Origin of the sequence: Streptosporangium sandarakinum, assembly GCF_013409935.1 — a bacterium.
GTDB classification, from domain to species: Bacteria; Actinomycetota; Actinomycetes; order Streptosporangiales; family Streptosporangiaceae; genus Streptosporangium; species Streptosporangium nondiastaticum.
The window spans coordinates 2,494,967-2,521,474 of sequence record NZ_JACCCO010000001.1; the positions used below are offsets into that span (position 1 = coordinate 2,494,967).

Consider the following 26,508-nt stretch of genomic DNA (forward strand, 5'->3'; position numbering starts at 1 on the left):
CCCGGAGGCCACCCGATGAGCACCGCACGACCGCGCCGCGTCTTCTTCGTCAGCACCGACGGGGACTCCATGGGCGGCTCCCAGCGGGTCCTGCACACCCTGGCGCAGGGGCTCGCCGAGCGCGGGCACGAGGTGACGCTGGTCAGCATCAACCCCTCCCGGCAGCCGCAGTCCTACGTCGCCGACCCCGCCTACCGGCACGTCACGCTGTACGGCACGCCCGCCCCGGAGGCGCCCGCCCGCCGGCTGCCGTTCCCACGGCGCGCGGGCAGGCCCCGGCGGTCCCCGGACGAGGTGACCGCCGCCAAGCGGAGGCTGGCCGGGCTGGCCGAGGAGGTCACCGGCGGCTACATGGTCGTCGCCTCGCCGTGGGCCGCCCACTGGATCTCCGACGTGCCCATGCCGCATCTCGCCATGATCGGCCAGTACCACCAGACCTACGAGGACGCGGCCGGCACCCCGCACCTGCGGCTGATCAGGAAGCACTACGCCCACTACGACAAGGCCCTCTTCCTGTGCGAGGAGTACGCCGCGGCCTTCACCCGCCACCGGCTCGCCAACTGCGGGGTCATGCCCAACCCGGTCGGCGTCTTCCCGGACGAGCCGGCCCCGCTCCGCGCCCCGCGGATCGTCTCGGCGGGGCGGCTGGTCAGGCCCAAGCGGATCGACCTGCTGATCGACGCCTTCGCCGCCGCGGCCCCGTCCGCCGCCGAGCCGTGGGAGCTGCGGATCGTCGGCGACGGCCCGGTGCGGGCCGCCCTGGAGGAGCAGGCCCGCGCCACGGGACTCGGCGACCGGATCGTCTTCCGCGGCCAGGTGGCGGACGTCGAGGCCGAGTATCTCGGCGCCTCCGTCGTCACGCTGACCAGCGACGCCGAGAGCTGGGGGCTGGTGCTGGCGGAGGGCGCCGCCTGCGGCCTGCCCGCCGTGGCCTGCGACATCTCGGCCGGGGTGCGCGCGCTCGTGGCCGACGGGGACAACGGCCTCCTGGTCGGGCCGGGCGACGCGCGGGGGTTCGCCGCCGCGCTGGAACGCCTGATGTCGGACGGGGAGCTGCGCCGGAAGATGGGGGCCCGGGGCCGGGAGCGGATGCGGGGGTATCTCCTGCCGCGCGTCCTGGACCGGTGGGAGGCGTTGTTCGACGAGATCGACCGCTGAGGGGGCCGGGGGCCGTGCCGTACACCGGAGGGATCGGGGCGCGGGCCGCCCGCGGGGTCAGCGAAGGTCAGCGGGGTGACAGCAGGGCCCGCGTCTCCCGCAGGAACGTGGGGACCAGCAGCACCCCGATGATGATCGGCGTCACCATGAACCGGAAGTCCTGGGCGGTGTTGGTGAGGAGCACGCCGAGCTGCTGGGCGCAGACCACGGCGGCCACCGCGGCCACCGCCCGGCTTCCGGTGCGCCGCCGGGCCAGCGCGGCCGTCGCGTAGCAGAGGTAGCACCAGAGGGCTCCCCGCCACAGCAGCCATTCGAGGCGGTGGGCCCCGGCCGCGTCCAGGGCGGACAGCGCGGCGGCCCGCAGCCCCTCGGAGAGCGGCCGGCCGCGCATGACCGCGGCGACCGGGGTGCCCTCCCAGCCGGGCGGGAGCACCGGGTCGCGCAACGAGAACCGGTAGAGCTCCCCGCCGGGCTCGCCGGCGGTCGAGCCGACCTGCCAGGCGAGCGCGGCGCGGCAGAGCCGGGCGTCCAGGATCACGCCCGGCGCGCGGACCAGCAGGCCCCGCCAGAGGTCCATGACCTCCGAGACGCGCCGCTCGGCCTCCCGGCCGTCGAAGTCCGGGTCGAAGTAGACGCGGGACACGGTGTGGCAGGTCGCCCCGCGCAACCAGGTGTCGATCGGGGCGATCCCGGCCAGCAGCTCCCGCTGCCCGCGGTCGAACAGTCCGGGGCGCTCGGCGTAGGCCACGGCGAGGTCGCCGAAGACCGTCTGGTAGGCGAAGACGCGCGGCGGCGGGGCGACGCCGAGGGCCGGGTAGCCGGTGCTCATCAGCAGCGGCGGCACCGCCACCGCGACGGCCGCGACCGCCGCGGTCCACCGGCGCGCGGCCGGCAGCAGCGGGACCAGCAGGACCGCGGCGATCAGTGCCACGACGAAGCCGTTGTTGCGGAACAGGCCCGCCCCGAGGAGCTCGGCGCCCAGTGCGGCCAGGCGGGGGTCCCAGCCCCGGCCGCGCGGGCGCGGGCGGGCGGGGGCCGGGACGCCGTCCGGGGCCGTGGCTCCCGACGGGGTTCCGTCCCCGTGCCGGGTCCCGGCGCGCGGCCGGGCCGCGATCCCGGCGGCCGTCCCGGCGGCGAACAGGACGCAGATCGTGAACGGCACGTCCTTCCACATGGTCACGGTGAAGGCGCCGAGCGGCGGGAGCAGCGCCGCGCAGCCCACCGCCGCGACCAGCCACCGCCGGCGCGGGCCGTACGGCCCGAGGGCGCCGGCGAGGTGGGCCAGCGCGGCGGACATGGCCGTCGTCTGCAGGAGGGTCACCGGGGACAGGTCGCCGGTGACCCGCAGGGACAGCCGGAGCAGGGCGTCGTAGGCGACCGAGTGGGTGGCGGTCCAGGGCCCGGTGGTGACGTGCCGGACGTAGGAGACGGTGTCGGGGCTCATCAGCCCGGGGTGGAGGGCGAGCCACCAGCCGAGCAGCACGAGCTGGCCGGTCGCGTAGCAGGCGAGCGGGAACCATCGGTCCCGGGCCGGCGTGCCGCCCCCGCCGTCCCCGCCGCCGTCCGGCCCGCTCTCCCCGGCCGGACGCGGCCCCGCCGTAGTGATCGTCATCGTCTTCCCAGCGCCTCGGGGCGGGGGGTCGTGCCCATCATCGGGTACGCCGGGGGTCCGTTCGGGCCGTTATACCCGGCCGTGACCGCATGAGTTGTCAAGTTTGCCGTTGGACGGGGACGGGCTCATCCGCCTGTTGTCTCCCGGCGCACCTGACCATCAAACCACCACAAAACACTTATTCAGTGACATAAAACCGGGCTTTTCACAGGACATCGTGACGCATAGGCCCCAGAAGCCATCGGGAGCCTCGATAAGATTCCCATTCAACCGACGTCAATTTGACCCGGAGCCCCCTCATGAAGTCTCCTGTCCGCATGCTGCTGGCCACGTCATGTGCGCTGGCCCTGACCTCCGTCCCGGCCGTCGCCTGGAGCGCGACGCGGAGCGGTTCCGACATCACGGCGAAGCCGGCGAGCACGCCGAAGCCCTCGCCCAAGCCGACGGCCAAGCCCTCGCCCAAGCCCTCGGCCAAGCCGAAGCCCGCGCCGGTGGACTGCGCCAAGGTCAAGTGCATCGCGCTGACCTTCGACGACGGCCCCGGCAAGTACGCCGACAAGCTGCTCGACACCCTCAAGAAGTACGACGCCAAGGCCAGCTTCATGCTGGAGGGCCAGTACGCGAAGTCCCGCCCGGCGTTCGTCAAGCGGATGGTGACCGAGGGCCACGACATCGGCAACCACAGCTACACCCACCCGCACCTGCGCGAGCTGTCCGAGGACCGGATCCGCGAGGAGCTGAACAAGACCGTCGAGGTCGTCAAGAAGGCCTCCGGCAAGGCACCGGCCATGATCCGCCCGCCGTACGGCGAGCTGGACAACCGGGTGGTCGAGATCGCCAAGGAGATGGGACTCCCGATCGTCCTGTGGAACGGCGGCTCCCGCGACTGGGCCACCAAGAACGAGAAGGCCATCTACGACGAGGTGCTCAAGAACGCCAAGCGCGACGGCGTCATCCTGATGCACGACTGGGTCCCGCAGACCGTCACGGTGATGCCCAAGCTGCTCGCGGCGCTGAAGAAGCAGGGCTACCACATGGTGGGGATCTCCGCCATGCGCGGCGTGAAGGACCTCAAGCCCGGTGACATCTACCCGGTCGGCAGCGAGAAGGACGACGACCTCTCGTCCGACACGCCGCTCGACGGCGGTGGCGAGTACGCCGAGTCGCCCGAAGACGGCCTCTGAGACCATCTCCGGGCCACCCGCCTGCCCAGCCGCTGCATGGGCACCTCCACGTAGCGGTAGGTGAGCAGGCTCAGCACCACCGCCGCGGCGATGGTCGCCACCGACACCGCCACCTGCACCGCCGGCCGCATGGCCCGGACGTCCCCGGCGACGGCCGAGACGGCCTTCAGCAGGGGGTGGTGCAAGAGGTAGAGCGAATAGCTGATCAGGCCCAGCCTGACCAGCGAGCGGGGAAGGCGACGTTCGCGCAGGGCCATCGCGCCCGCGAACGTCGCCCCCGCGAGCGCGATCGTGGTGAACCACACGCCGGGCTGGACCCACCACCAGCCCGCCTGCGGCGACCACACCGGGGCCAGCGCCACCAGTACGGTGGCCGCGGCCACCGGCCAGAGCCGGCCGGAGCCCTGCTCCCAGCGGCGGATCGCGGTCCCGGTGAACATCACGGCCAGGATCGCCGCGCCCAGCCAGGGCACGAAGCTGCTGAAGACCGTCAGCAGCACGGCCGTCACGCCGAGCACCCAGGCGGCGGTGACCCGGAACTTGCCGCTGATCAGGCAGAACATCCCCACGGCGAACACCGCGCCGGCCACGTAGGCGGGCCAGGAGCCCTTCAGCAGCGGCGCGGAGAACACCAGCCCGGCCGCCACCGCCACGGCGCCGAACCCCACCGCCAGGGTCCCGCTCCGGCGGTGCAGGCCGCCGGTGAACAGCGCGGTGACCAGGAGGTAGAAGACCATCTCGTAGGAGAGCGTCCACATGGTGTCGGCCAGGCCGCCCATGTGGAGCACGTCCAGCAGCATCGTGGCGTGCCCGAGCACGCCCGCCAGGTCGCGCGGCACCTGCTCGCGGACCGGCAGCCACACCGCCATCACCAGGACGATCGCCGCGACCAGCAGGTAGACCGGGTAGAGCCGGAACCCCCTGCCGATCCAGAACGCCCGGACGTCACCCCGGCCCTCCAGCGACACCGGGATGATGTAGCCGCTGACCAGGAAGAAGACCAGTACGCCGTACATGCCGAGGTTGAACCAGTAGGGTCGCAGGGCGGGCATGAACCACGACAGCAGGTGCTCCAGCAGAACCGCGACGGCGGCCAGGCCGCGCAGCGCGTCCAGCCACGCGAGCCGGGCCCCGGAGGTCGGTCGCGGGGGCGGGGGAAGGGCGGCGCTCGTTGACACCCGTCCCAACTTACCGGCTTGCCGGTCAGAAAAAGGATAAAAGCCCACAATTCCCAAGTGCGGCCGGAGGCGACCCGGCGGGCAGACGGATAGCGGTCCCGGCAAGTACCGGTGCATGACGGATTCCGCGATCCGCCGTTCTCCGTAACTTTGTGACCTGCGAGGACAACCGCGGGAAACACGAAGGAGAACGAGATGAACGACGTCGCCAAGCTGGTCGAGCGCTACCTGGCCACCTGGAACATGACCGACGCCGCCGAGCGCCGCGCGGAGATCGACACCATCTGGGCCGAGGAGGCCCGCTACGTGGACCCGCTCGCCGACGTCACCGGCCGCGACGCGATCGACGCCGTCATCACCGCCGTCCAGGGGCAGTTCCCCGGCATGGTCTTCACCCTCGCCGGCGACGTCGACGCCCACCACGACGTGGCCCGCTTCACCTGGCACCTCGGCCCCGAGGGCGGCGAGGCCATCGTGATCGGCTTCGACGTCGCGGTCCTGACCGAGGACGGCCGGATCCGGGAGGTCCACGGCTTCCTCGACCGGGTCCCCGCCCTCTAGGCGGCGAATACGGCGCGGCCCCGCGGAAGACCGTTCTTCCGCGGGGCCGCGCCGTATTCGCCTACTCCCACTCGATGGTGCCCGGCGGCTTGCTCGTCACGTCGAGGACGACGCGGTTGACCTCGCGGACCTCGTTGGTGATCCGCGTGGAGATCCGGGCGAGCACGTCGTACGGGACGCGGGACCAGTCGGCGGTCATGGCGTCCTCACTGGAGACCGGGCGCAGCACGATCGGGTGACCGTAGGTGCGGCCGTCGCCCTGGACGCCCACCGAGCGGACGTCGGCCAGCAGGACCACCGGGCACTGCCAGATCTCCCGGTCGAGCCCGGCGCGGGAGAGCTCCTCGCGGGCGATGGCGTCCGCCTCGCGGAGGATCTCCAGGCGCTCGCGGGTGACCGCGCCGACGATCCGGATGCCGAGCCCCGGCCCGGGGAACGGCTGGCGCCAGACCATCGCCGGGGGCAGCCCCAGCTCCTCGCCCGCCCGGCGGACCTCGTCCTTGAACAGCGTGCGCAGCGGCTCCACCAGCGTGAACCGGAGGTCCTCGGGGAGGCCGCCGACGTTGTGGTGGGACTTGATGTTGGCGGTGCCGGTGCCGCCGCCGGACTCGACCACATCGGGGTAGAGGGTGCCCTGCACCAGGAAGTCGACCGGGCCGTCGGCGAGGATGGCGCGCTGCTCGTCCTCGAACACCCGGATGAACTCCCGGCCGATGATCTTCCGCTTCTCCTCGGGGTCGGTGACCCCGTCGAGCGCCTTCAGGAAGCGCTCCTGGGCGTCGACCACGCGCAGCTTGACCCCGGTCGCCTCGACGAAGTCGCGCTCGACCTGCTCGGCCTCGCCCTTGCGCAGCAGGCCGTGGTCGACGAAGACGCAGGTCAGGCGGTCACCGATGGCCCGCTGCACCATGGCTGCGGCCACCGCGGAGTCGACCCCGCCGGACAGGCCGCAGATGGCCCGGCCCTCCGGGCCGATCTGGGCGCGGACCGCCTCGACGGCGTCCTCGACGATGTTGAGCATCGTCCAGGAGGGGCGGCAGCCGGCCGCGTCGAGGAAGCGCTGCAGCACCGCCTGGCCGTGCTCGGAGTGGAGCACCTCGGGGTGGAACTGCACGCCGTACAGGCCCCGCTCGGGGCTCTCGAAGGCGGCGACCGGCGTCTGCGCGGTGGCGGCGGTGACGACGAACCCCTCGGGGGCCGCGGAGACGCTGTCGCCGTGGGACATCCACACGGCCTGCGCGACGGGCAGCCCGGCGAACAGCACGCCCTCCTGCCGCACCTCCAGCGGGGTGCCGCCGTACTCGGCCAGACCGGTGCGGGCCACCGTGCCGCCGAGCTGCTGGGCCATGGCCTGGAAGCCGTAGCAGATGCCGAAGGTCGGCACCCCGGTCTCGAACAGGCCCGCGGGGACGGCGGGGGCGTTCTCGGCGTAGACCGACGAGGGGCCGCCGGACAGGATGACGGCCTTGGGCTTCTTGGCCAGCATCTCCTCGACCGGCATCGTGCTCGGGACGATCTCGGAGTAGACGTGGCATTCACGCACCCGTCGCGCGATCAGCTGCGCGTACTGCGCGCCGAAGTCGACGACCAGGACCGTGTCGAAATCAGACACCAAGACCCCCAAAGAAACCACAGCGGTGTCTTCAGTCTATCGGCGCTCGTCGGTACACCTGCGCCGAGCCCGAAAAGGGGCTTCGGGGCCCGGAAAAGCCGTACGGAGCACGGGGGCCGTGCCGGGTCCGCGAAGCCGTACGGAATCCGGGAGGAAGAACGGGGCGAGCCCACTGCGGGCTCGCCGCGCCTGCCGGCCAGGCAGGCGCGGGAGGCGCAAGCCCAGGACTTCACCCCTGGGTCGTTGACAGGATGTTCGGCAGCAGGCCCAGCGGCGGGGAGCCGAGGTCGAGCATGGCGGTGTGGAAGCGCTTGAGCGAGAACTCCGCGCCCCAGGCCGCCCGCGCCCGCTCGCGCAGGTCGAGGATCTCCAGCTTGCCCCAGGTGTAGCGGCCGTAGGTCGGGTCGAAGGTGGCCCGCGCCGCCTCCGACATCGCCGCCGGACCGCTGATGTGGGTGTCGGCCTCGAAGCGGCGGGCGCCCTCCTCGACCGTCATCGAGCCGGTGTGCACGCCGATCGCGCAGGCCAGCCGGGTCACCCGGATCAGCGCCTCCAGCCACACGCCGATCTCGAAGCGGGGGTCGTCGGGCGCGAAGCCCTCCTCGACGCACAGCTCCTCGGCGTAGTGCGCCCAGCCCTCGGCGAACGCCAGCGACATGAGCGTCCGGCGCACGTCGGAGGGCGCGTGACGCAGGGCCCGGCCGTGGGAGAAGTGCCCCGGCGCGACCTCGTGCACGTTGATCGCGGGCAGCGTGGTCGCGCTGAAGACCTCCAGCCACTCCTCGATGTCGCGCTCCGGCCAGGTGGGCTCCGGCGGGGTGATGTAGTACCACGAGGGGCCGTCGGGCTCGCCGGACGCGGCCCAGCACATCATCGCCATGGCCCAGCGGCGCGACTCGGGCGCCAGGCCGACCAGGCACTCGCCGTCGTGGTAGGGCACCAGGTCCTTCTCCCGGGTGAAGGCGATCGCCCGTTCGGCTCCGGTCCGCGCGGCGTCCATCACGCCGTCGATGCCGGGGTGGTCGCGGATCAGCTCGCGCGCCGTCTCCAGCGGGGGGCGACCCGCCGCGTCCAGCTTCGCGCACGACTCGGTGAGGCGCTCCATGAGCCGGTCGCGCTCGGCGTCGGCCCGCGCGGCGAGGGCGCCGAGGTCCACCGGCAGGCCGTCACCCGAGCCCATCAGCAGGGCCAGCCCCTCGGCGCCGAGCGAGGCGTCGGGGTCGCCGGAGCGGGACGCCTCCTCCACGTGCTCCACCAGCCGGGCGTGGGCCTTGAGCGCCGCCTCCCGCACGGGCTCGTCCGCGTCCTCCGGCACCCCGGCCGCCAGGCCGCGCACCGCCCCCAGCAGCGCGCCGGCGACCGGCGCGCTGAGCCGGTCGAGCGAGGCGATCGCGCCCTCCACCGCCTCGGGCCAGCGGGCGAGGTGGGCGAGCCTGGCCGCGGTCCGCTCCGCCTCCGGGGCGTACTCCCGGTCGTAGCAGGCCAGGTCGAGGTTGTTCAGGTGTGCGAGCGGGTTGCGCCGGTGCAGCTCCAGCTCGCCGAACGCGGCCCGGGTGGCCGCCTCGAAGATCTCCAGGTGCGCGGCGTCGTGCGGGTCGTCCGGCGGCGCCCCCTTCCCCAGCGCGGCCAGCCCCGCGCGCACCCCCTCGGGGGAGAGGTCCTGCACCACCCCGTCGTACTCGTGCCGCCCGGCCGCCTCCCGGGACTCGGCCACGGCCATGTCGCACACCGCACGCAGGCGGGAGTCGAGTTCACTCATGTAGGCGAAGCTATCCCAGACGACCTTCCACGCCGAGCCCCGAACCGGGAGCCGCGCGGACGCCCGCCGGCGTCGGCGACCCGCCGGGAAGCGGGCGTGCGGCGCGCGGCCCGCGGAAAACCGGTCGAGCGGCGCGGGGCGGCGGTGGGAGGATACGCCGGTGCCCCTCCACATCACCACGCTGGCCGAGCGCCCCCACCTTCGCGACGCGCTGTCGGACATGCCCAGCTCCTGGCCGGAGTTCATGTTCCACGATCCGATGGCGTCGCTGTTCTACGAGGTCGTCGAGGAGTACGCCGAGTTCGTGCTGGTCGCCGACGATGACGACGAGCCGGGGCGGCTCGTGGCCAAGGCGATGAGCGTGCCGTTCACCTGGACCCGTGACGAGCTGCCGGACGGCGGGTGGGACACCGCGATACTGCGGGCCTGGCACACCCGGCTGACCGGCGGCGAGCCCGGAACGGTGTCCGCCCTGGAGATCACCGTCCGTCCCGACCGTCTGGGGACCGGCCTGTCACCGGTGATGCTGGCCGCCCTGCGCGACAACGCCGCCCGCCTCGGGTTCGGCGAGCTGCTGGCCCCGGTACGGCCCAACGCCAAGCACCTGGAGCCGCGCACCCCGATGGCGGAGTACGCCGCCCGCACCCGTCCCGACGGCCTGCCGGCCGACCCGTGGCTCCGGGTCCACGTGCGCGCGGGCGGCACGATCGTCAAGGTCGCGCCGCGCTCGATGACGGTGCCCGGCACGCTCGCCGAGTGGCGCGAGTGGACCGGCCTGCCCTTCGACGTCAGCGGTCCGGTCGAGGTGCCCGGCGCCCTCGCTCCGGTCCACTGCGACGTCGATCAGGACCACGCCGTCTACGTCGAGCCCAACGTCTGGGTCCGCCACCGCCTCACCGCCCCGGCCTGATCAGGCGTTCTTGTTCTCCCGGTACGGCGGACCAGAAAAGATTTGACCGCCGAACGCCGTGAAGGGTCGAACATCCGAGCTCCTGTGGATGTATGACTCCGGCCTACGAGGAACTGCCCTTCAGCGAGCTGCTCCACCATCCCGCCGCGACCGCTCAAAGGCTGGACACCGTCCGGGCGTTGCGGCTGCGGCGGCGCGACGCGGGAGACCTCGCTCTGATGCGTGTGGACCAGTTGGAGCGGGACACCGCGGTCGTCGACTTCACCTCCCGCCTGCTCGCCGGGCTGGTGCGTACCGAGAACACCGCGGCGCTGCGTCAGGTTCTGCCCGAGGCACTGCCCTGGAGCACGTTTCTGCCCCCGGAGGATGTGGATGCGATGCTCACCGAACTGGTGGACACGGCGCGTGGAGCGGCGGCTCTGAAGGATCTCACCCCGATAGCGCTCCTGCTGGCCCGGTGGAGGCACAGCGCCGAGATATACGCGGATCCGGCCCCGCTCTCCATCCTCACCCGCGAACCCGACGGCGACCTCGGCCCGGCCACCGCGCCAGAGGTGAGCGGGTGAGCCCGAAGCGGGGTGATCGCGCCGCGCCTCCACCGGTCGGCGGTGAGTACGACATCCGATTCGCCAACGCCGAGGCCACGGACTGACCCTTACGGCGACGGCCGTTCGCGGTTCACGGTGCGTCAGGCCGTCCGATCCCCCGTCCCGGCGATCCGGTCGAGAAGCGCCTCCAGGGTCTTGTCGTCCGTGGAGGGGGACATGACCGTGACCCGCAGGTGACGGACTCCGCCGATCTCGGCCGAGGTCAGGTGGAAGGATCCGTCCGCCATCAGGCGCTCGCGGATCGCCGCCTGGTCGCCCGTGCCGTACCGGAAGCAGACGATGTTGCTCTGCGGTTCGTACGGGAAGACGAACCCGGGCCGCTCCCGGCCCAGCTCCCACAGGCGGCGGGCGGCGGCGTACCGGCCCGCGACGTACTCGCCGAGGCCCCGCTCGCCCCGCCAGGCGAGGTTGAGGAAGATCTTCAGGCCCAGTGCGGCCTTGGCGCACTCCACCGTCCGGCCGGCCGAGTCGAAGTCCTGGGCGCCGTAGAACAGGTAGCTCGCCCGCTGCCGGAACGCCGCGTCCAGGTCGTCCCGGCGCCGGGTCAGCACGGCCGCGGCCAGGCCGGACGTGCGCAGCATCTTGTGCGCGTCCCAGATCAGCGAGTCGGCCAGTTCGATCCCGTCGAGCAGGTGCCGGTGTCCCTCCGACAGCAGGGCCGACGCGCCGTGGGCGCCGTCCACGTGGAACCAGATCCCGTTGGCCGCGCAGAACCCGCCGACGCCGCGCAGGTCGTCGTAGAGGCCGGTGCCCGTCGCGCAGGCGTTCGCCACCAGGGCCATCGGCCGCCGGCCCGCCCGCCGTACCCGGTCCAGGGCCGCGGGCAGGCGGGCGACGTCGATCCGGCCGAGCGGGTCGGCGTCCAGCGGGAGGACGGCCCGCTCCCCCAGTCCGAGGATCGCGGCGGCGCGGGCCAGCGAGTAGTGGGACGCCTCGGGGACGAGCAGCGCGAGGTCTCCGGGCGTCCCCTCGGCCCAGGCGTCCGGCGCTGCGGCGGCGCGGGCGGCCAGCAGCGCGGTGAGGTTGGCCAGCGACCCGCCGTGGGTGAGCACCCCGCCGCCGGTCTCCCCGAAGCCGGCCTTGCCGAGCATCCAGCGCACGACCTCGAACTCGACGGTCGCCGCCGCCGCGCCCATCTCGTAGACCGCCATCGGGTTGTTGGTCACGCCGTGCACGAGGTCGGCGAGCGCGGCGGGGAAGTCGGGGGCGGCGATCTGGTGGCCGAGGGAGGCGGGGTGGTGCGGCCGGCTCCCCTCCGCGAGGTAGGCCGCCAGGAACTCCGCGTGGCTCTCCGGCGTCATCCCGCCCTCGCGGATCCAGCGTGCCAGGCCGAGCCGTTCGGCCAGCTCGTACGGCGGGCGGCGGCCCAGGACCGGTGTCAGGCCCCGCCGGCTCTCGTCCACGTGCGCGGCCAGCTCCTCGACGGTCGCCGCGGCGGCCCGCACGAACTCCTCCACATCCCACGTCACACCGGAATACTGGGTCAAGCGGTCCGTGATGGCCAATTACGGCGGGCTTTCCCGGGGTGAATCGCGGGCCGTCAGGTGACGGCGACGATCGGCAGGCGCAGCGCGCCGGGGGCGGCCTCGGGGACGACCGGGTCGCGCGGCGCGACCGGCGCGATCCGCGCATACGGCGAGCCCGGCGCGGGCCGGGGGTCGGTCTCCCCCCGGTTGGGCCACAGGGCCATGGCCCGCTCGGCCTGGGCGGTGATGGTCAGCGAGGGGTTGACGCCCGGGTTGGCCGAGATGGCGGAGCCGTCCACGACGTGGAGGCCGTCGTATCCGTGGACGCGGTGGTAGGCGTCGATCACGCCGCTGCCCGCGTCGGCGCCGATGACGCAGCCGCCCAGGAAGTGCGCGGTGGCGGGGATGTCGAACAGGTCCAGCCAGGAGCCGCCGGGCATGCCGCCGATCTCCTCGGCGGCCCGGCGGGCGAACTCGTGCCCGGCCGGCAGCCAGGTCGGGTTGGGCTCGCCGTGGCCGCGCCCGGAGCGCAGCCGCCGGCCGAACACGCCCCGGCGGACGGACAGCGTGATCGAGTTGTCCTTGGCCTGCATGACGAGGGCGATGATCGTGCGTTCGGACCAGCGGCGGTGGTCGAACAGCCTCGGCAGCAGGTGGGGCCGGCGCAGCGCCTCGCCGAGGAACTTCCGCCAGCGCGGCGTCCCCCCGTCGCCGGTGTCGCCGTCGATCAGCAGGGAGCGCAGCAGGCCCATCGCGTTGGAGCCGTCGCCGTAGCGGACCGGCTCGATGTGCGTGTGCTCGTCGGGGTGGATGGAGGAGGTGATCGCCACCCCGCGGTTGAGCTTCTCCCCCGGGCTGCCCGCCGGCCGTTCGAACCCGAGCAGCGCCTCGGAGTTGGTCCTGGTCAGCGCGCCCAGCCGGTCCGACAGGCGGGGCAGCGCGCCGGACGCCTTGAGGTGGTGCAGCAGCCGCTGCGTGCCGTACGTCCCGGCCGCGAAGACCACCTGCCCGGCCGTGAGGGTGCGGCGCCGCCACGGCGCCCCGGTCCGGGCGACCTCGACCCGGTAGCCGCCGCCGGTCAGCGGGCGGACCGAGGTGACCGTGGTCTCCGGGTGGATCCTCGCACCGGCTTTCTCGGCCAGGTGGAGGTAGTTCTTGGTCAGCATGTTCTTGGCGCCGTGCCGGCAGCCGGTCATGCACTCGCCGCACTCGGTGCAGCCCCGGCGGCGCGGTCCGGCCCCGCCGAAGTAGGGGTCGTCCACCTCCACGCCGGGCCGGCCGAAGAAGACCCCGACCGGCGCCGGGTGGAAGGTGTGGCCCACGCCCATCCGGTCGGCGACCTTCCTGACGATCTCGTCGGCGCGGGTGACGGTCGGGTTGACCGTCACCCCCAGCATCCGCCGGGCCTGGTCGTAGTAGGGGGCGAGCTCGGCCTTCCAGTCGGTGATCGACGCCCACTGGGGGTCGCGGAAGAACGGGTCGAGGGGCTCGTAGAGGGTGTTGGCGTAGACGAGCGAGCCGCCGCCGACCCCGGCGCCCGCCAGGACCATCACGCCGGTGCCCTTCTCGCCGCGCAGCACGTGGATGCGCTGGATGCCCTTCATGCCGAGCGCCGGCGCCCACAGGAAGTCGCGGACCCGCCAGGACGTCTTCGGCAGCGTGTCCTCGTCGAACCGCCGCCCGGCCTCCAGCACCCCGACCCGGTAGCCCTTCTCGGTCAGCCGGAGCGCCGCGACGCCGCCGCCGAACCCGGAGCCGACGACGAGCACGTCGTAGTTGAACATTCCGCGATTCCCTTCGGGGCGTGACGGGGGGACGCCCGGCGTGTCGGACCGGGCCGCCCCTTCCGCGCGCGGCCCGCCCTCCTACTTCAGGTGCAGCCGCTTCATGGCCTTGAGCAGCCCGGCCAGGGTGTCGGCGTACCTGTCGTACGTCATGCCGAGGATCGGTTCGAAGCCCATCCAGGTCGCCTGGCTGGAGACGGTCTGCGCCTCGGTGTACTTCAGCAGGCCCTCGGCGCCGTGGCGGCGACCGAGGCCGGAGGACTTCATGCCGCCCATGGGCGCGTCGTAGGAGGCGTAGGCCGCGCCGTACCCCTCGTTGATGTTGACCGTGCCGGCCTTGATGCGGGCGGCCAGCGCGCGGCCACGGGCGACGTCGCGCGTCCAGACGGAGGCGTTGAGGCCGTATGCGGTGTCGTTGGCCCGCTCGACCGCCTCGTCCTCGCCGGTGAAGCGGTAGAGCGACACGACCGGGCCGAAGGTCTCCTCGCGGCACAGGCTCATGGTCTCGTCCACGTCCGCCAGGATCGTCGGCTCGTAGAACAGCGGACCGAGGTCGGGCCGGGCCTTCCCGCCGGCCAGGACGACCGCGCCCTTGGCCACGGCGTCGTCCACGTGGGCGGTGACCGCGTCGAGCTGGCGGCGGGAGGTGAGGGAGCCCATCTGGACGCTCCAGTCGAGCCCCGCGCCCAGGCGCATGTTCTTCGTCTGGCGGACGAACCGCTCCGTGAAGGCGTCGTACACGGCGTCGTGGACGTAGAGCCGCTCGACGGAGATGCACAGCTGCCCGGCGTTGGTGAAGCAGGCGCGGACCGCGCCCTGGGCGGCGACGTCGAGGTCGGCGTCGTCGAGCACGAGCATCGGGTTCTTGCCGCCGAGCTCCAGCGAGCAGCCGATCAGCCGCCGGGCCGCCGCCTCGGCGATCTTCCGGCCGCCCCGGGTGGAGCCGGTGAAGGCGACGTAATCGGCGCCGTCGAGCAGCGGGTCGCCGATCTCGGCGGGCTCGCCGAGGACGACCTGCCAGATGTCCCGGGGCATGCCGAGGGAGACCAGCAGGTCGATCGTCCACAGCGTGGACAGCGCGGTCTGGGTGTCGGGCTTGTGCACCACGGTGTTGCCCGCGAGCAGCGCCGGGACGACGTCGGTGACGCCGAGCGAGAGGGGGTAGTTCCACGGCGAGATCAGCGCCACGGTCCCCTTGGGCCGGCGCGCCTCGAAGGTCCTCGTCGCGACGGGGAAGATGCCCGCGCGGCGGCGGGTCTCCAGCAGGCCGGGGGCCCGGCGCGCGTAGTACAGCGTGCAGCCCGCGACGTCGAGGACCTCCTCGAAGGCGTGCCTGCGCGCCTTGCCGGTCTCCCACTGCACGACGTCGAGGATCTCCTCGCGCCGGTCGAGGATGGCGTCGTGCAGCCGCAGGAAGGGCCGGATCCGCTCGGCGGCGGGCAGCGCGGCCCAGGCGGCGCGGGCCTCGCGGGCTCGGGCGTGGGCGGCGCGGACGTCGTCGGCGGTGGAGATGGGCAGCTCGGCGAGGACCTCGCCGGTGAACGGCGCGATGATCTCCTGGGTCTTGCCGGACGAGACCACCTGCCGGGCGACACGTTCGACCATGGTCGGGTCGAGGGTCCTGGTAGCGCCAAGGGTGACAGCCATGCTCGAAGAATATTCGGGAGCGGCCGCCCTGGCTACCGGTCGGTACACCTCCCGCCTCCGGACGGGACGCGACCCGGACCCGCCGCGGCCCGCTCCCCACCCCATCGGGTGCGATCCGGGCCCTCCCATGAACCGGGCGCGATCCGGGCCCGTCATAGGGGCATGAGGACATCCACAGGTACGGCCGGCGCCGTATCCCGCGCGGCCTCCCGCCCGGCGTCCCGCGCCGCCCTCACCCCCACCCGCACCACCCTCACCTCCACCTTCGCCGCGGCCCTCGCCGTGGTCCTGCTCGCCTCGGGGTGCGAGCAGGCGGGGCCGGGCGCGAGCCGTACGGCGCCGGTCGACCTGGGCAGGATCAGGCTGGTCTCCTACGACGGCTGCGACGACATGCTGGCGGGGCTGCGGGCGGCCGCGGCGCGGAACGTCGGCCCGTGGGGCCTGGGGCCGCCGCAGATCATGTACATGGAGGCGCGCGCGGACACCGCCGCGCCCCGCGCCAAGACCGCCGCCCCCGAGCACTCGACCACCAACGTCCACGAGGCCGGGGCGGACGAGCCCGACCTGGTCAAGACCGACGGCAAGCGGGTGATCGTCGTCAACCGGGGCGTGCTGCGGGTGGTGGACGCCGCCACCAGGAAGGTCACCGGCACGCTGAAGCTGGTGGACGGCGACCAGAATTGGGCCCCGGCCGACCTGCTGGTCAGCGGCGACCGGGCGCTGGTGCTGTTCTCCGGAGGCGGAGGCATCCCCTTCGGCGCGATCGCCAAGCGGGCGCCGAGTTCCGGGCCGCGGTACGTGCTCGTGGACCTGGCGGGCAAGCCCACGGTGACCGGCACGCTCACCGCGTCCGGGTCGCACCTGGACGCCAGGATGACCGGCTCGACGGTGCGGATCGTGGTCCGCAGCCAGCCGGAGATCGCCTTCCCCGACCCCGGCCCCGACCTGACGGACGCCGAGCGGATCCGGCACAACCGCGACGTCGTGACCAAGGCCCCGGCCGGGGCGTGGCTGCCGGCGTTCGAGACGACGGACGCCGCGGGGCGCACCACCAAGGGCACGGTCGGCTGCGAGCGGGTCAGCCACCCGGACGAGTACACCGGCACGTCGATGCTGACCGTCTACAGCGTCGATCTGGCCGCGGGCGCGAAGGGGATCGCCGCGCCGGACCCGATCAGCGTGGCGGCCGACGGCGACACGGTGTACGGCACCGCCTCCAGCCTGTACGTGACCAGCAACCCGCGCATGCTGTGGCCCCGGCCGGTCGAGCCGCCCGTGGAGGACGCGCCGTCGGCCACACCCGCGACTCCGGCGGCACCCGTTCCCCCGGTGGAGTCCACGACACCGGGGAAGCCCGCGGTTCCGGACCCGGGGACGGCGACGCCCGCGAACACCGCGCAGGCGCCCCGTGACGAGCCGACGCCGTCCGAGCCGCCGGCCGTCACCGCCGAGCCGACGCCGTCCGAGCCGCCGGCCCGGGACGAGCCGACCCCCTCCGAACCCGCCCCCGTACCGCCCACGGCCACGGCCGAGACCGCGCCCGGGACGGCGGCTCCCGAGGCGACCCCGGTCCTGCCGCCCGAGGAGACCGAGATCCACCGGTTCGACATCGGCGCGCCCGGGGCTCCGCGCTACGTCGCCTCCGGCAAGGTCCCGGGCCGGCTGCTCAACCAGTACTCCCTGTCGGAGTTCGAGGGGCACCTGCGGGTCGCCACCACCTCCGCGGACCTCTCGGGCCCGGCGGCCGGGGAGAGTGACTCCTCCAGCGCCGTGTACGTGCTGGACGCCCGGACCCTGGGAAAGGTGGGCGAGGTCGGCGGGCTGGGCCGGGGTGAGCGGATCTACTCGGTCCGCTTCATCGGCCCGGTCGGCTACGTGGTGACGTTCCGGCAGGTGGACCCGCTCTACACGCTGGATCTGCGTGACCCGAAGGCTCCCCGGGCGACCGGTGAGCTGAAGATCACCGGCTACTCCGCCTACCTGCACCCGGCGGGCGACGGACGGCTGATCGGCATCGGGCAGGAGGCGAGCGAGCGGGGCCGTACGCTCGGCACCCAGGTGTCGCTGTTCGACGTCTCCGACCCCGCCGCCCCGCGCCTGCTGTCGCGGATGTTCGCCAAGGACTCCGGCTCCGAGGCGGAGTGGGACCCGCACGCCTTCCTCTACTGGCCCGCCACCGGCGCCGCCGTCGTCCCGCTGAACTCCTGGAGCGGTGAGCGGCCCACGGGCGGCGCCCTGGTCCTGCGGATCGACGACTCCTCGGTCACCCGGACCGGCACCGTCACGCACCCCCGCCCCGGGGGCCGCGGCGACGCCCGCTTCGCCTACGACCCCGGCATCCGCCGCTCGGTCGTGATCGGCGACGACCTGTGGACGGTCTCCGACCTGGGCCTGAAGGTCAGCGCCCTGAACGGCCTCGCCGACCGGGGCTGGATACCGTTCGACTGACCGGTGGCCCGCCGGGCCGGGCCCGCCGGGCCACGCTCGGCGGGCCACACTCGGTTGGCCGGGCTCAGTTGGCCGGGCTCGGCGGGTCTCCGGGGCCGGTCGCCCTGTCGTCGCGGGCGTCGGCACCCGGAGCAACGTGACCACGCCGGACCACAGACACGTCCACCCGTGGACGAACCGGTGGCACACCGCCAGGGGCCGGCTCCGCGCCGCCGAGTTCCAGGCGTCCTCCCGCTGACCCGGCGCGTCACACCCTTTGCCGGACCGGCCCGTGCGGACCGACCCGGCAAAGGGTGAAGCCGCATTCCAGGACCCCCATTGGAAGAACCATGGTCGCGCCCTCGATCACCATTTGACTACATACAGTTACCTTCTAATGCGAGGTGTAGCGACAGGTCCCTTGAATCACTCAATAGACCAGCCTGTCCGCTTCGCCACGCCTATCACATCCATGCTTGGCAACCGGAGCAACGATGCGCAAAAAATTCACCATGGCCGCCGTGGTCGCCGGCCTCGGCCTCGCGACCGTCACCGCCCCACCGGCCACGGCCGCGTCCGACGACACCATCGTCACGTTCACCATCGACAGCGGCGACCTCACGATCAACGCGCCGGACTCGGTCGACCTGGGCTCGGTGGCCTCCGACGCCACCAGCATCTCCGGACCGATGGGCCCCGTCACGGTGACCGACAAGCGCGGCGTCCTGAACGGCTCCTGGACCGCCACCGCCATCAGCACCGACTTCACCACCGGCGCGGCCACCCCGCCCGAGACGGTCCCCAACATCAACGTCACCTACACGCCGGGCGCCGCCACGGCCACCACCGGGACGGGCACCTTCACCCCCGGCCCCGGCGGCATCATCAACGTGCCGCGCGTCGCCTTCACCGGAACCGACCTCGTCGGTGACAACAGCGCCACCTGGAACCCGACGCTCACCATCACCATCCCGGACGGAAGGGTCGCCGGCACCTACACCGGCACCGTCACCCACTCGGTCGGCTGACCCTCCCGAAACGGCGACAGCCTGTGCGCATCCACGACCTCCTCCGCGGACTGCTGGTGGCCGGGGCCATCGCCTCGGCCACCGCCACACTCCACGCCGGGGCGATCGCCTCGGCCACCGCCACGCTCCACCCCGGTGCCGCGGCGGCGGCCACCGTCGATCACACCCGCGAAAACGGCATCGGGATCCGCCTGGTCGACGCGCCGCTCCAGGCGCGCGCCGACTCGCGGGCCCGCCGCTACATCGTCGACCATCTGAAACCCGGGACGGTCATCCACCGCCGCGTCGAGGTGTCCAACACCACCGGCTCCCCCTGGGTCGTCTCGCTCTACCCGGCGGCGGCCGAGATCCGCGACCGGGCCTTCCGCTTCGCCCCCGGCCGCACCCCCAACGACCTGTCCACCTGGATCAGCACGAACCGGCACGAGATCCTGCTCGCGCCGGGCGCCCGTTCGATGGTCACCGCGACCGTCGACGTGCCGAAAGGCGCCGCCCCGGGGGAGCGCTACGCGATGATCTGGGCCGAGGTGGCCAAGGACCCGCCGCCGGGAGGAGGGCTGCGGCAGGTCAACCGCGTCGGCGTCCGGGTCTACCTGTCCGTCGGCGGCGACAACCCACCGGCCGCGGACTTCACCATCGACACGCTGACCGCCCAGCGGGCGCCGGACGGGCAGCAGATCGTCTCGGCCCAGGTGCGCAACACCGGAGGACGCGCGCTCGACCTGACCGGCGAGGTGACGCTCACCAACGGCGGCCTGACCGCGGGCCCCTACCAGGTCCGGACGGGAACCACGCTCGCCCCCGGCGACGCCGGCCCCGTCACCGCGCCCCTCACCGAACGCGTCCCCGACGGCCCCTGGCACGTCCGCTTCCACCTCGAAAGCGGACTGGTCCGGCACACCGCCGAAGCCGACATCCACTTCCCCGTCGCGGGAGCCGCCAGGATGGCCGCCGCCACCATGGACGACGGCGGCTTCCTCGTGGCGGCGATCGTCACCGCCGGCATCGTCCTGCCCGCGCTGGCGGCGGCTTCGTTCCTGCTCATCCGCGGACGACGCCGCGCCCGCCACGACGCGGCCCCGTGAGCACCTGCCTGACCACGGGGCCACCGCCGTCGTCCGCACCCGGGGGTCCAGCGGCGCGTCCTCCGGAACCGGCCTCGACAGCGCCTTCGACGCGCCCGGCGTCGTCACCTGGATCACCCGGGGCGGAAGCCACCGGGCCGGAACCGGATCTTCCGGTACGTCCTCGACGGTGGCCGGGGACCTGTCCGGAAGATCCGGGGCACCTCATGACCCGGTGACCGGCGTACCGGGTCACGCGCTCCTCGGCACCACGGCGGGCACCACGTCGGGTGCGCCGAGGCGGACCGCGTCGGCCTCCTGGTCGGTGTCCTGCTCCTGGGACAGGCGCTCGGCCTCGACCCGCTTGGTGTAGTACTCCACCTCGCGCCGGACCTGCTCCTCGCCCCAGCCCAGCGGGCCGGCGATCAGCTCGGCGGCCTCCTGCGCGACGGCCAGCCCGCGGTGGAAGGTCTCGATCGAGATGTGCGTCCGCCGGGCCAGCACGTCGTCCAGGTGGCGGGCGCCCTCGTGGGTGGCGGCGTAGACGATCTCCGCCCGGAGGTAGTCGTCGGCGCCGGCCAGCGGCCGCGCCAGCGCCGGGTCCTCCTCGATCAGCGTGAGAACCTCTCCGATCATGGAACCGTACCGCTGGAGCAGATGCTCGATCCGCGCCACGTGCAGCCCGGAGGAGGCGGCCAGCCGCTGCCGCGCGTTCCACAGCGCCTGGTAGCCCTCGGCTCCGGCCAGCGGGATCCGGTCCGTGCAGGAGCGCGGGACCCGCTGGTCGAGCCCGTGGGCCACGGCGTCCACCGCGTCCCTGGCCATGACCCGGTAGGTCGTGTACTTGCCGCCGGCCACCATGACCAGCCCCGGCACCGGGTGGGCCACCACATGCTCGCGGGAGAGCTTGGAGGTCTCCTCCGACTCCCCCGACAGCAGCGGCCGCAGCCCGGCGTAGACGCCCTCGACGTCGTCGCGGGTCAGCGGCACCGACAGCACGGCGTTGACGTGCTCCAGCACGTAGTCGATGTCCGCCCGGGAGGCCGCCGGGTGCGCCCGGTCCAGGTCCCAGCGGGTGTCGGTGGTTCCGATGATCCAGTGCCGCCCCCAGGGGATGACGAAGAGCACCGACTTCTCGGTGCGCAGGATGATCCCGGTGAGGGAGTGGATCCGGTCGCGCGGCACGAGCAGGTGGACGCCCTTGGAGGCGCGGACGTGGATCTGCCCTCGCCCGCCCACCAGCTCCTGGATGTCGTCGGTCCACACGCCGGTGGCGTTGACCACCTGCCGGGCCCGCACGTCCAGTTCGGTCCCGGCCTCCAGGTCGCGCACCCGGACCCCGGTGACCCGCTCGCCCTCGCGCAGGAAGCCGACCACCTGCGTCCGGGAGGCGACGTGCGCGCCGTAGGTGGCGGCGGTCCGCAGCATGGTCATCACGTAGCGGGCGTCGTCCACCTGCGCGTCCCAGTACTGCACCGCGCCGGTGAACGCCGACCTGCGCAGCGCGGGCGCGAGCCGCAGCGCCCTCCTGCGCGACAGGTGGCGGTGGCCGGGCACGCCCCGGGTGAACCCGAAGGAGAAACCCAGCGAGTCGTACAGCGCCAGGCCGGCCCCGACGTACGGGCGCTCCCAGCCGGTGTGCGTGAGGGGGAAGAGGAACGGCACCGGGCGGACCAGGTGCGGGGCGATCCGCTGCAGCAGCAGGGCCCGCTCCTGCAGCGCCTCCCTGACCAGGTCGAAGTTGAGTTGTTCGAGGTAGCGCAGGCCGCCGTGGATCAGTTTGGAGGATCTGGAGGAGGTTCCGGAGGCGAAGTCGCGGGCTTCCAGCAGGCCGACGCTCAGCCCGCGGGTGACCGCGTCGAGAGCGACGCCGGCGCCGACGACCCCGCCGCCGATCACCACCACGTCGAGTTCCCGGGCGGCCATCTGCGCCAGCGCGGTGCCCCGCTCTTCGGGACCGAGGCGTGCCGTGCCCGTTCGCACCGTCATGCTGCATCCCCCTGGGGGTTGGAATGTCACCTTGCGCGAGGTATTTACCCCACAAGGCCGAACGACACTACCGGGGAGTAGCACCCGGCGGTGAGATCAGCGCCACATTCGCCTGCCCCGCCGGCCGTACGGCGCGGACCGGCATCCGCCGTCGCGTCCCGGACCTCGCGCCCACGGGCCCCGTCCGTCCGCCGTACGGCGCCGCCGCACCGGCGGACCTGGCGCGGGCCGGGTGCGGTCAGGCGCGGATCACCTCCACGCCCGCCTCCGCGAACCGCGCCGCGGCCTCACCGGGCAGGCTCTCGTCGGTGACGAGGACGTCGACGGCGCCGATCGGGCAGATCCGGGCGAAGGCCCGGCGGCCGACCTTGGAGGCGTCGGCCACCACGACGACCCGGGCCGCCCGGCCGATCAGCAGGTTGTTGACCTCGGCCTCGCCCTCGTGGCGGGCCGACGCGCCCGCCTCGGGGTCGATCGCGTCCACGCCGAGGAACGCGATGTCGAGGGACACCCGCTCCAGCACCCCGGACGCCAGCGGGCCGATCAGCTCGTACGACTGCGGCCTCGCCACCCCTCCGGTCACGACGATCTTCACGTGCCGCCGCACGGTCAGCTCCGCGGCGATGTTCAGGGCGTTCGTGACGAGGGTGAAGCCGGTCTCCGGATCGGCGCGCAGGGCCAGCTCCCGGGCGACCTCCGAGGTGGTCGTGCCGCCGTTCACGCCGACGACCGCGCCGGGTTTCACCAGTTCGGCCGCGGCCCGCGCGATCCGCTGCTTCTCCCCGGTGCGGCGGGCCGTCTTGTAGCGCAGCGGCAGGTCGTAGCTGACGCTCTGCGCGACCGCGCCGCCGCGCGTGCGCATGAGCATCTGCTGCTGGGCGAGCTGGTCGAAGTCGCGGCGGACGGTGGCCGTGGAGACGGCGAGCGCCTCGGCGGCCCGCTCCACCGACAGGCGCCCCTCCTGCGAGAGCAGTTCGAGGATCGCGTTCCAGCGCTCATAGCGGCTCACGGTGCCCAGCCTGACACAGCCCGGCAGGAAACTCACCTGTGCGCGAACTTGCTCATTTCTGCTATAAATCACTCATAAACGAACCATCGGGAGGCAAGCCGTGACTGACGGGACCGCCGGAACCACTCGCACCGAAGCCGAGATCGCATCCCAGCCGGACTGCTGGCGTCGCGTCGCCGAGGTGCCCGCGGGCGCGCTCCCGCGCCGGGGCGAGCGGGTGGCCGTCGTCGGCTGCGGCACCTCCTGGTTCATCGCCCAGGCGTACGCGGCCCTGCGCGAGCGGGCCGGGCACGGCGAGACCGACGCCTTCGCCGCCTCCGAGGCCCCGGCCGGGCGCTCCTACGACCGGGTGCTCGCCCTGACCCGCTCGGGCACCACCACCGAGGTGCTGGAGCTGCTGGAGCGGCTGCGGCCCACCGGCACGCCGACGACGGCGATCACCGCCGACCCCTCGACCCCGATCATGACGCTGGCCGACGAGGTCGTGGTGCTGGACTTCGCCGACGAGGAGTCGGTCGTGCAGACCCGCTTCGCCACCACCCAGCTCGCCCTGCTCCGCGCCCACCTCGGCGAGGACGTCTCCGGCGCGATCGCCGACGCCGAGCGGGTGCTCTCCGAACCGCTGCCCGACGAGCTGATCTCCGCCGAGCAGTTCACGTTCCTGGGCCGCGGCTGGACGTACGGCCTGGCCCTGGAGGCCGCGCTGAAGATGCGTGAGGCGTGCCGGGCGTGGACCGAGTCCTACCCCGCTATGGAGTACCGGCACGGGCCGATCAGCATCGCCGGGCCCGGCCGGGTCACCTGGATGCTCGGCGAGGCCCCCGACGGCCTGCGCGGCGAGGTGGAGGCCACCGGCGGGTCGTTCGTGGAGAGCGGCCTCGACCCCATGGCCGAGCTCGTCAGGGTGCAGCGGGTGGCAGTGGCGCGGGCCCGCGCCGCCGGTCTCGACCCCGACCGGCCGATGCACCTGACCCGCTCCGTCATTCTCCCCGGCTGACGCAGAAGGGGCGGGGAGGAACCCCATGGCGGTGCGCATCGTGACGGCTCCCGCCGTACCTCCGCGAACCGGGCCCACCGGGAACCGGAGAGGATAGGGCCATGAGCATCACTCTCGCCGACGCCCGTGTCGTGACCCCCGAAGGCGTGCACGAAGGCTGGCTCACCGTGGAAGACGGCCGCATCACCCACGTGGGCCGGGGCACCGCCCCCGGACCGGGCCACAGCCTCGCGGGCCGGTACGTCGTTCCGGGCTTCGTCGACATCCACTGCCACGGCGGGGCGGGCGGATCCTTCCCGAACGGCGACCAGGACGAGGCGCGCCGGATCGCCGCCCTGCACGCCCGGCACGGCACCACCACGCTGATGGCGAGCCTGGTCACCGCGAGCCTGGACGACCTGGCCCGCGCCACCTCCGCCCTGGCCGACCTGTGCGAGGACGGCCTGCTCGCCGGCATCCACTTCGAGGGCCCCTACATCTCCCGGGCCCGCTGCGGCGCGCACGACCCCGCCCTGCTGCGCGACCCCTCGCCCGGTGAGTTCGCCGGCCTGCTCGCGGCGGGCCGGGGGCACGTCCGGATGCTCACCATCGCCGCGGAGCTGCCCGGCGCGCTGGACACCGTCCGGGAGGCGGCGGCCAACGGTGTGATCGCCGCCCTCGGTCACAGCGACGCCACCTACGAGCAGACCCTCGCCGGCGTCGACGCCGGCGCCCGCGTCGCGACGCACCTGTACAACGCGATGCCGCCGCTGCACCACCGGAAGCCGGGGCCGATCGCCGCGCTACTGGAGGACGAGCGGGTCACGGTCGAGCTGATCAACGACGGCGTGCACCTGCATCCGGCGATGACCCGCCTGGCCTACGACGTCGCGGGCCCCGCCCGGACGGTCCTGATCACCGACGCGATGGCGGCGGCCGGCATGGGCGACGGCTCCTACCTGCTCGGCCCGATGAAGGTCGAGGTCACCGACGGCGTCGCCCGGCTCGCCGAGGGCGGCTCCATCGCGGGCAGCACGCTCACCATGGACGTCGCCTTCCGGCGCGCCGTCCGGGAGGCCGGGCTGTCCATGACCGAGGCCGCCGAGGTCACCGCGCTCACCCCGGCGCGGGTGCTCGGCCTCGACGACCGCCTCGGGTCCGTCTCCGTCGGCAGGCAGGCCGACCTGGTGGTCCTCACCGACGACCTGGAGGTCGCGGGCGTCATGAGGCACGGAAGCTGGATCACCGAACCCCGTTGACCTCCTGGCCCGGCCCTCCCCGGCCGGGTCGGGAGGTCCCGCCGAAAGGTTTCCGATGAGCTCCTCCGCGGCCGGTTCCGGCACGATCCTCACCGTCACGCTCAACCTGGCGCTGGACGTCACCTACGTGGCCGACGGCGTCGACTGGGACGGCGTCAACCGGGTGCGGTCCGTCCACCGCCGGGCCGGCGGCAAGGGGGTCAACGTGGCCAGGGTGCTGGCCGCCCTCGGCCGCGACGTCCTCGTCACCGGCCTGGCCGGGGGGCCGAACGGCCGGGCCGCCGAAGCCGACCTGTCCGCGGCGGGCCTGCCCGCCGCCCTCACCCCCATCGCCGCCGAGTCGCGCGCCACCCTCGCGGTCTGCGACCCCGCCCCGCTCCCGTACGGCGCGGCGCCGGCCGGTCCGGTCGGGGGCGGCCCGGCGTCGGACGGCACCGCCCCGGAGGACGCGGCCCCGGCATGGACGGCCGGTCCGCGCACCGCCCTGTTCAACGAGCCAGGCCCGACGGTCACCGAGGCGGAGCTGGACGACTTCCTGCGCGATTACGACCGGCGGCTCGGGGATGCCGCGGCCGTCGTGATCTCCGGCAGCCTGCCCCCCGGGGTTCCGGCCGGCTTCTACGCCGAACTCGCCGCACGGGCCCGCGGGCGCGGCGTCCCGGCGATCGTGGACGCCGACGGCGAGCCGCTCCGCGCCGCCCCGGCGGGCCGCCCCGCCGTCCTCAAGCCCAACGCCGAGGAGCTGGCCCGCGCCCTGTCCGCCGCGGACCTCCGGGCGCCGGGCGGTGCTGCGGAGACCGGTGGGGCGCAGGCCGGTGGTTCGGAGGCCCGCGGGACGCCGGCCGGCGTTCCGGGGACCGGGCACGCGCCGATCACCGACGCGCTGGCCGGGGCCGGAGTCCTGCGGCGCGACGGGGCGGAGTCGGTCGTGGTCTCCCTCGGCGCGGACGGGCTCCTGGCGGTGACCCCCGAGGGGGCCTGGCGGGCGGCCATGCCGTACCGGGTGGCGGGGAACCCGACCGGGGCCGGTGACGCGCTCGTCGCGGGGCTGGCGCTGGGCCTGGTGGAGGGCACGCCCTGGCCGGACCGGCTGCGCCGCGCGGCGGCCCTGGGCGCGGCCGCGGTGGCGGCGCCGGTCGCGGGCGACTTCGACGAGGAGACGTTCCGGCGGGTCCTCCCCGGCATCCGGGTGGACCCTGTCGGCCCCTGATCCGTCCGCTTCCTCACGCCGTCCCCCATCTCCCCATGAACCCCTCCCACCCCGGGCCCGGCCCGGA

General features: G+C 73.7%; 20 protein-coding genes. 11 read left to right on the top strand and 9 right to left on the bottom strand.

The window, feature by feature from the left end; genetic code table 11:
• Positions 1-15: 15 nt before the first annotated feature.
• A complete protein-coding gene (locus tag HDA43_RS10945) occupies positions 16-1,158 on the top strand; it encodes a glycosyltransferase (protein ID WP_218911679.1) in 1,143 nt (380 codons plus the stop codon).
• A 67-nt stretch (positions 1,159-1,225) separates the two neighbouring features.
• Here the strand turns inward: HDA43_RS10945 and HDA43_RS35910 are convergent, their stop codons facing one another.
• The gene (locus HDA43_RS35910) at positions 1,226-2,770 is read right to left on the bottom strand and encodes a hypothetical protein (protein ID WP_179819603.1); all 1,545 of its coding nucleotides are present in this window, start codon (positions 2,768-2,770) and stop codon (positions 1,226-1,228) included.
• 299 nt (positions 2,771-3,069) lie between these two features.
• Here HDA43_RS35910 and HDA43_RS10955 point away from each other — a divergent pair, with 299 nt between their 5' ends.
• Positions 3,070-3,954 carry a polysaccharide deacetylase family protein gene (locus tag HDA43_RS10955; RefSeq protein ID WP_179819604.1) on the top strand — a complete coding sequence of 295 codons (885 nt, stop codon included), beginning with the start codon at positions 3,070-3,072 and terminating at the stop codon, positions 3,952-3,954.
• On the opposite strand, the gene HDA43_RS10960 is transcribed toward HDA43_RS10955, so the two are convergent.
• Positions 3,858-5,132, bottom strand: a complete 1,275-nt coding sequence (locus tag HDA43_RS10960; protein ID WP_312873182.1) for an acyltransferase family protein — start codon at positions 5,130-5,132, stop codon at positions 3,858-3,860. The genes HDA43_RS10955 and HDA43_RS10960 overlap by 97 nt on opposite strands.
• Positions 5,133-5,327: 195 nt before the next feature.
• On the opposite strand from HDA43_RS10960, the gene HDA43_RS10965 reads away from it, so the two are divergent.
• The gene (locus tag HDA43_RS10965) at positions 5,328-5,693 is read left to right on the top strand and encodes a nuclear transport factor 2 family protein (RefSeq protein WP_179819606.1); all 366 of its coding nucleotides are present in this window, start codon (positions 5,328-5,330) and stop codon (positions 5,691-5,693) included.
• A gap of 61 nt (positions 5,694-5,754) precedes the next feature.
• Here the strand turns inward: HDA43_RS10965 and guaA are convergent, their stop codons facing one another.
• Positions 5,755-7,326: a glutamine-hydrolyzing GMP synthase gene (guaA, locus tag HDA43_RS10970; protein ID WP_179819607.1), complete on the bottom strand. Its 1,572-nt coding sequence runs from the start codon at positions 7,324-7,326 to the stop codon at positions 5,755-5,757.
• Between the two features lie 208 nt (positions 7,327-7,534).
• On the bottom strand, positions 7,535-9,064 hold the full coding sequence (locus HDA43_RS10975; RefSeq protein ID WP_179819608.1) for a DUF885 family protein: 1,530 nt from the start codon (positions 9,062-9,064) through the stop codon (positions 7,535-7,537).
• A gap of 160 nt (positions 9,065-9,224) precedes the next feature.
• Here HDA43_RS10975 and HDA43_RS10980 point away from each other — a divergent pair, with 160 nt between their 5' ends.
• Both HDA43_RS10980 and HDA43_RS10985 read left to right on the top strand, forming a co-directional pair.
• Positions 9,225-9,974, top strand: coding sequence for an N-acetyltransferase (locus HDA43_RS10980; protein WP_179819609.1), 750 nt, complete (start codon positions 9,225-9,227; stop codon positions 9,972-9,974).
• A gap of 92 nt (positions 9,975-10,066) precedes the next feature.
• On the top strand, positions 10,067-10,540 hold the full coding sequence (locus HDA43_RS10985; protein ID WP_179819610.1) for a hypothetical protein: 474 nt from the start codon (positions 10,067-10,069) through the stop codon (positions 10,538-10,540).
• A 122-nt stretch (positions 10,541-10,662) separates the two neighbouring features.
• On the opposite strand, the gene HDA43_RS10990 is transcribed toward HDA43_RS10985, so the two are convergent.
• The 3 genes from HDA43_RS10990 to HDA43_RS11000 form a co-directional block, all read right to left on the bottom strand.
• The gene (locus HDA43_RS10990; protein ID WP_179819611.1) at positions 10,663-12,051 is read right to left on the bottom strand and encodes a pyridoxal phosphate-dependent decarboxylase family protein; all 1,389 of its coding nucleotides are present in this window, start codon (positions 12,049-12,051) and stop codon (positions 10,663-10,665) included.
• A 71-nt stretch (positions 12,052-12,122) separates the two neighbouring features.
• A complete protein-coding gene (locus HDA43_RS10995; RefSeq protein WP_179819612.1) occupies positions 12,123-13,832 on the bottom strand; it encodes a GMC oxidoreductase in 1,710 nt (569 codons plus the stop codon).
• Between the two features lie 81 nt (positions 13,833-13,913).
• Positions 13,914-15,479, bottom strand: a complete 1,566-nt coding sequence (locus tag HDA43_RS11000; RefSeq protein ID WP_179819613.1) for a succinic semialdehyde dehydrogenase — start codon at positions 15,477-15,479, stop codon at positions 13,914-13,916.
• Between the two features lie 162 nt (positions 15,480-15,641).
• Between HDA43_RS11000 and HDA43_RS11005 the strand changes: the two genes are divergently transcribed.
• The 3 genes from HDA43_RS11005 to HDA43_RS11015 all read left to right on the top strand — a co-directional run bounded on the left by HDA43_RS11005 (position 15,642) and on the right by HDA43_RS11015 (position 20,019).
• Positions 15,642-17,927 carry a beta-propeller domain-containing protein gene (locus HDA43_RS11005; protein ID WP_179819614.1) on the top strand — a complete coding sequence of 762 codons (2,286 nt, stop codon included), beginning with the start codon at positions 15,642-15,644 and terminating at the stop codon, positions 17,925-17,927.
• A gap of 473 nt (positions 17,928-18,400) precedes the next feature.
• Positions 18,401-18,934 (top strand): hypothetical protein, encoded by a 534-nt coding sequence (locus tag HDA43_RS11010; RefSeq protein WP_179819615.1) that lies wholly within the window; start codon positions 18,401-18,403, stop codon positions 18,932-18,934.
• 23 nt (positions 18,935-18,957) lie between these two features.
• Positions 18,958-20,019 carry a COG1361 family protein gene (locus HDA43_RS11015; RefSeq protein ID WP_179819616.1) on the top strand — a complete coding sequence of 354 codons (1,062 nt, stop codon included), beginning with the start codon at positions 18,958-18,960 and terminating at the stop codon, positions 20,017-20,019.
• 231 nt (positions 20,020-20,250) lie between these two features.
• Here HDA43_RS11015 and HDA43_RS11020 read toward each other — a convergent pair whose 3' ends face one another.
• Together HDA43_RS11020 and HDA43_RS11025 are read right to left on the bottom strand one after the other, a co-directional pair.
• Complete coding sequence (locus tag HDA43_RS11020) at positions 20,251-21,987, bottom strand: glycerol-3-phosphate dehydrogenase/oxidase (RefSeq protein ID WP_179819617.1); 1,737 nt, start codon at positions 21,985-21,987, stop codon at positions 20,251-20,253.
• A 238-nt stretch (positions 21,988-22,225) separates the two neighbouring features.
• A complete protein-coding gene (locus tag HDA43_RS11025; protein WP_179819618.1) occupies positions 22,226-22,996 on the bottom strand; it encodes a DeoR/GlpR family DNA-binding transcription regulator in 771 nt (256 codons plus the stop codon).
• Positions 22,997-23,096: 100 nt separating this feature from the next.
• Here HDA43_RS11025 and HDA43_RS11030 point away from each other — a divergent pair, with 100 nt between their 5' ends.
• From HDA43_RS11030 to HDA43_RS11040, 3 genes are all read left to right on the top strand, one after another.
• Complete coding sequence (locus HDA43_RS11030) at positions 23,097-23,993, top strand: SIS domain-containing protein (RefSeq protein ID WP_179819619.1); 897 nt, start codon at positions 23,097-23,099, stop codon at positions 23,991-23,993.
• A 101-nt stretch (positions 23,994-24,094) separates the two neighbouring features.
• Positions 24,095-25,231: an N-acetylglucosamine-6-phosphate deacetylase gene (nagA, locus tag HDA43_RS11035; protein WP_179819620.1), complete on the top strand. Its 1,137-nt coding sequence runs from the start codon at positions 24,095-24,097 to the stop codon at positions 25,229-25,231.
• 55 nt (positions 25,232-25,286) lie between these two features.
• Positions 25,287-26,441 carry a 1-phosphofructokinase family hexose kinase gene (locus HDA43_RS11040; RefSeq protein ID WP_179819621.1) on the top strand — a complete coding sequence of 385 codons (1,155 nt, stop codon included), beginning with the start codon at positions 25,287-25,289 and terminating at the stop codon, positions 26,439-26,441.
• The last annotated feature ends 67 nt before the right edge of the window (positions 26,442-26,508 follow it).

Bases quoted from the DNA above. Each gene is read 5' to 3' on its own strand.
- HDA43_RS10955 (WP_179819604.1), top strand. From the start codon at position 3,070: ATGAAGTCTCCTGTCCGCATGCTGCTGGCCACGTCATGTGCGCTGGCC.
- HDA43_RS10965 (WP_179819606.1), top strand. From the start codon at position 5,328: ATGAACGACGTCGCCAAGCTGGTCGAGCGCTACCTGGCCACCTGGAAC.
- HDA43_RS11010 (WP_179819615.1), top strand. From the start codon at position 18,401: ATGCGCAAAAAATTCACCATGGCCGCCGTGGTCGCCGGCCTCGGCCTC.
- HDA43_RS10995 (WP_179819612.1), bottom strand. From the start codon at position 13,832: ATGTTCAACTACGACGTGCTCGTCGTCGGCTCCGGGTTCGGCGGCGGC.
- HDA43_RS10945 (WP_218911679.1), top strand. From the start codon at position 16: ATGAGCACCGCACGACCGCGCCGCGTCTTCTTCGTCAGCACCGACGGG.
- HDA43_RS10975 (WP_179819608.1), bottom strand. From the start codon at position 9,064: ATGAGTGAACTCGACTCCCGCCTGCGTGCGGTGTGCGACATGGCCGTG.
- HDA43_RS11000 (WP_179819613.1), bottom strand. From the start codon at position 15,479: ATGGCTGTCACCCTTGGCGCTACCAGGACCCTCGACCCGACCATGGTC.
- HDA43_RS10985 (WP_179819610.1), top strand. From the start codon at position 10,067: ATGACTCCGGCCTACGAGGAACTGCCCTTCAGCGAGCTGCTCCACCAT.
- HDA43_RS11040 (WP_179819621.1), top strand. From the start codon at position 25,287: ATGAGCTCCTCCGCGGCCGGTTCCGGCACGATCCTCACCGTCACGCTC.
- HDA43_RS35910 (WP_179819603.1), bottom strand. From the start codon at position 2,770: ATGACGATCACTACGGCGGGGCCGCGTCCGGCCGGGGAGAGCGGGCCG.
- nagA (WP_179819620.1), top strand. From the start codon at position 24,095: ATGAGCATCACTCTCGCCGACGCCCGTGTCGTGACCCCCGAAGGCGTG.
- HDA43_RS11005 (WP_179819614.1), top strand. From the start codon at position 15,642: ATGAGGACATCCACAGGTACGGCCGGCGCCGTATCCCGCGCGGCCTCC.
- HDA43_RS11020 (WP_179819617.1), bottom strand. From the start codon at position 21,987: ATGACGGTGCGAACGGGCACGGCACGCCTCGGTCCCGAAGAGCGGGGC.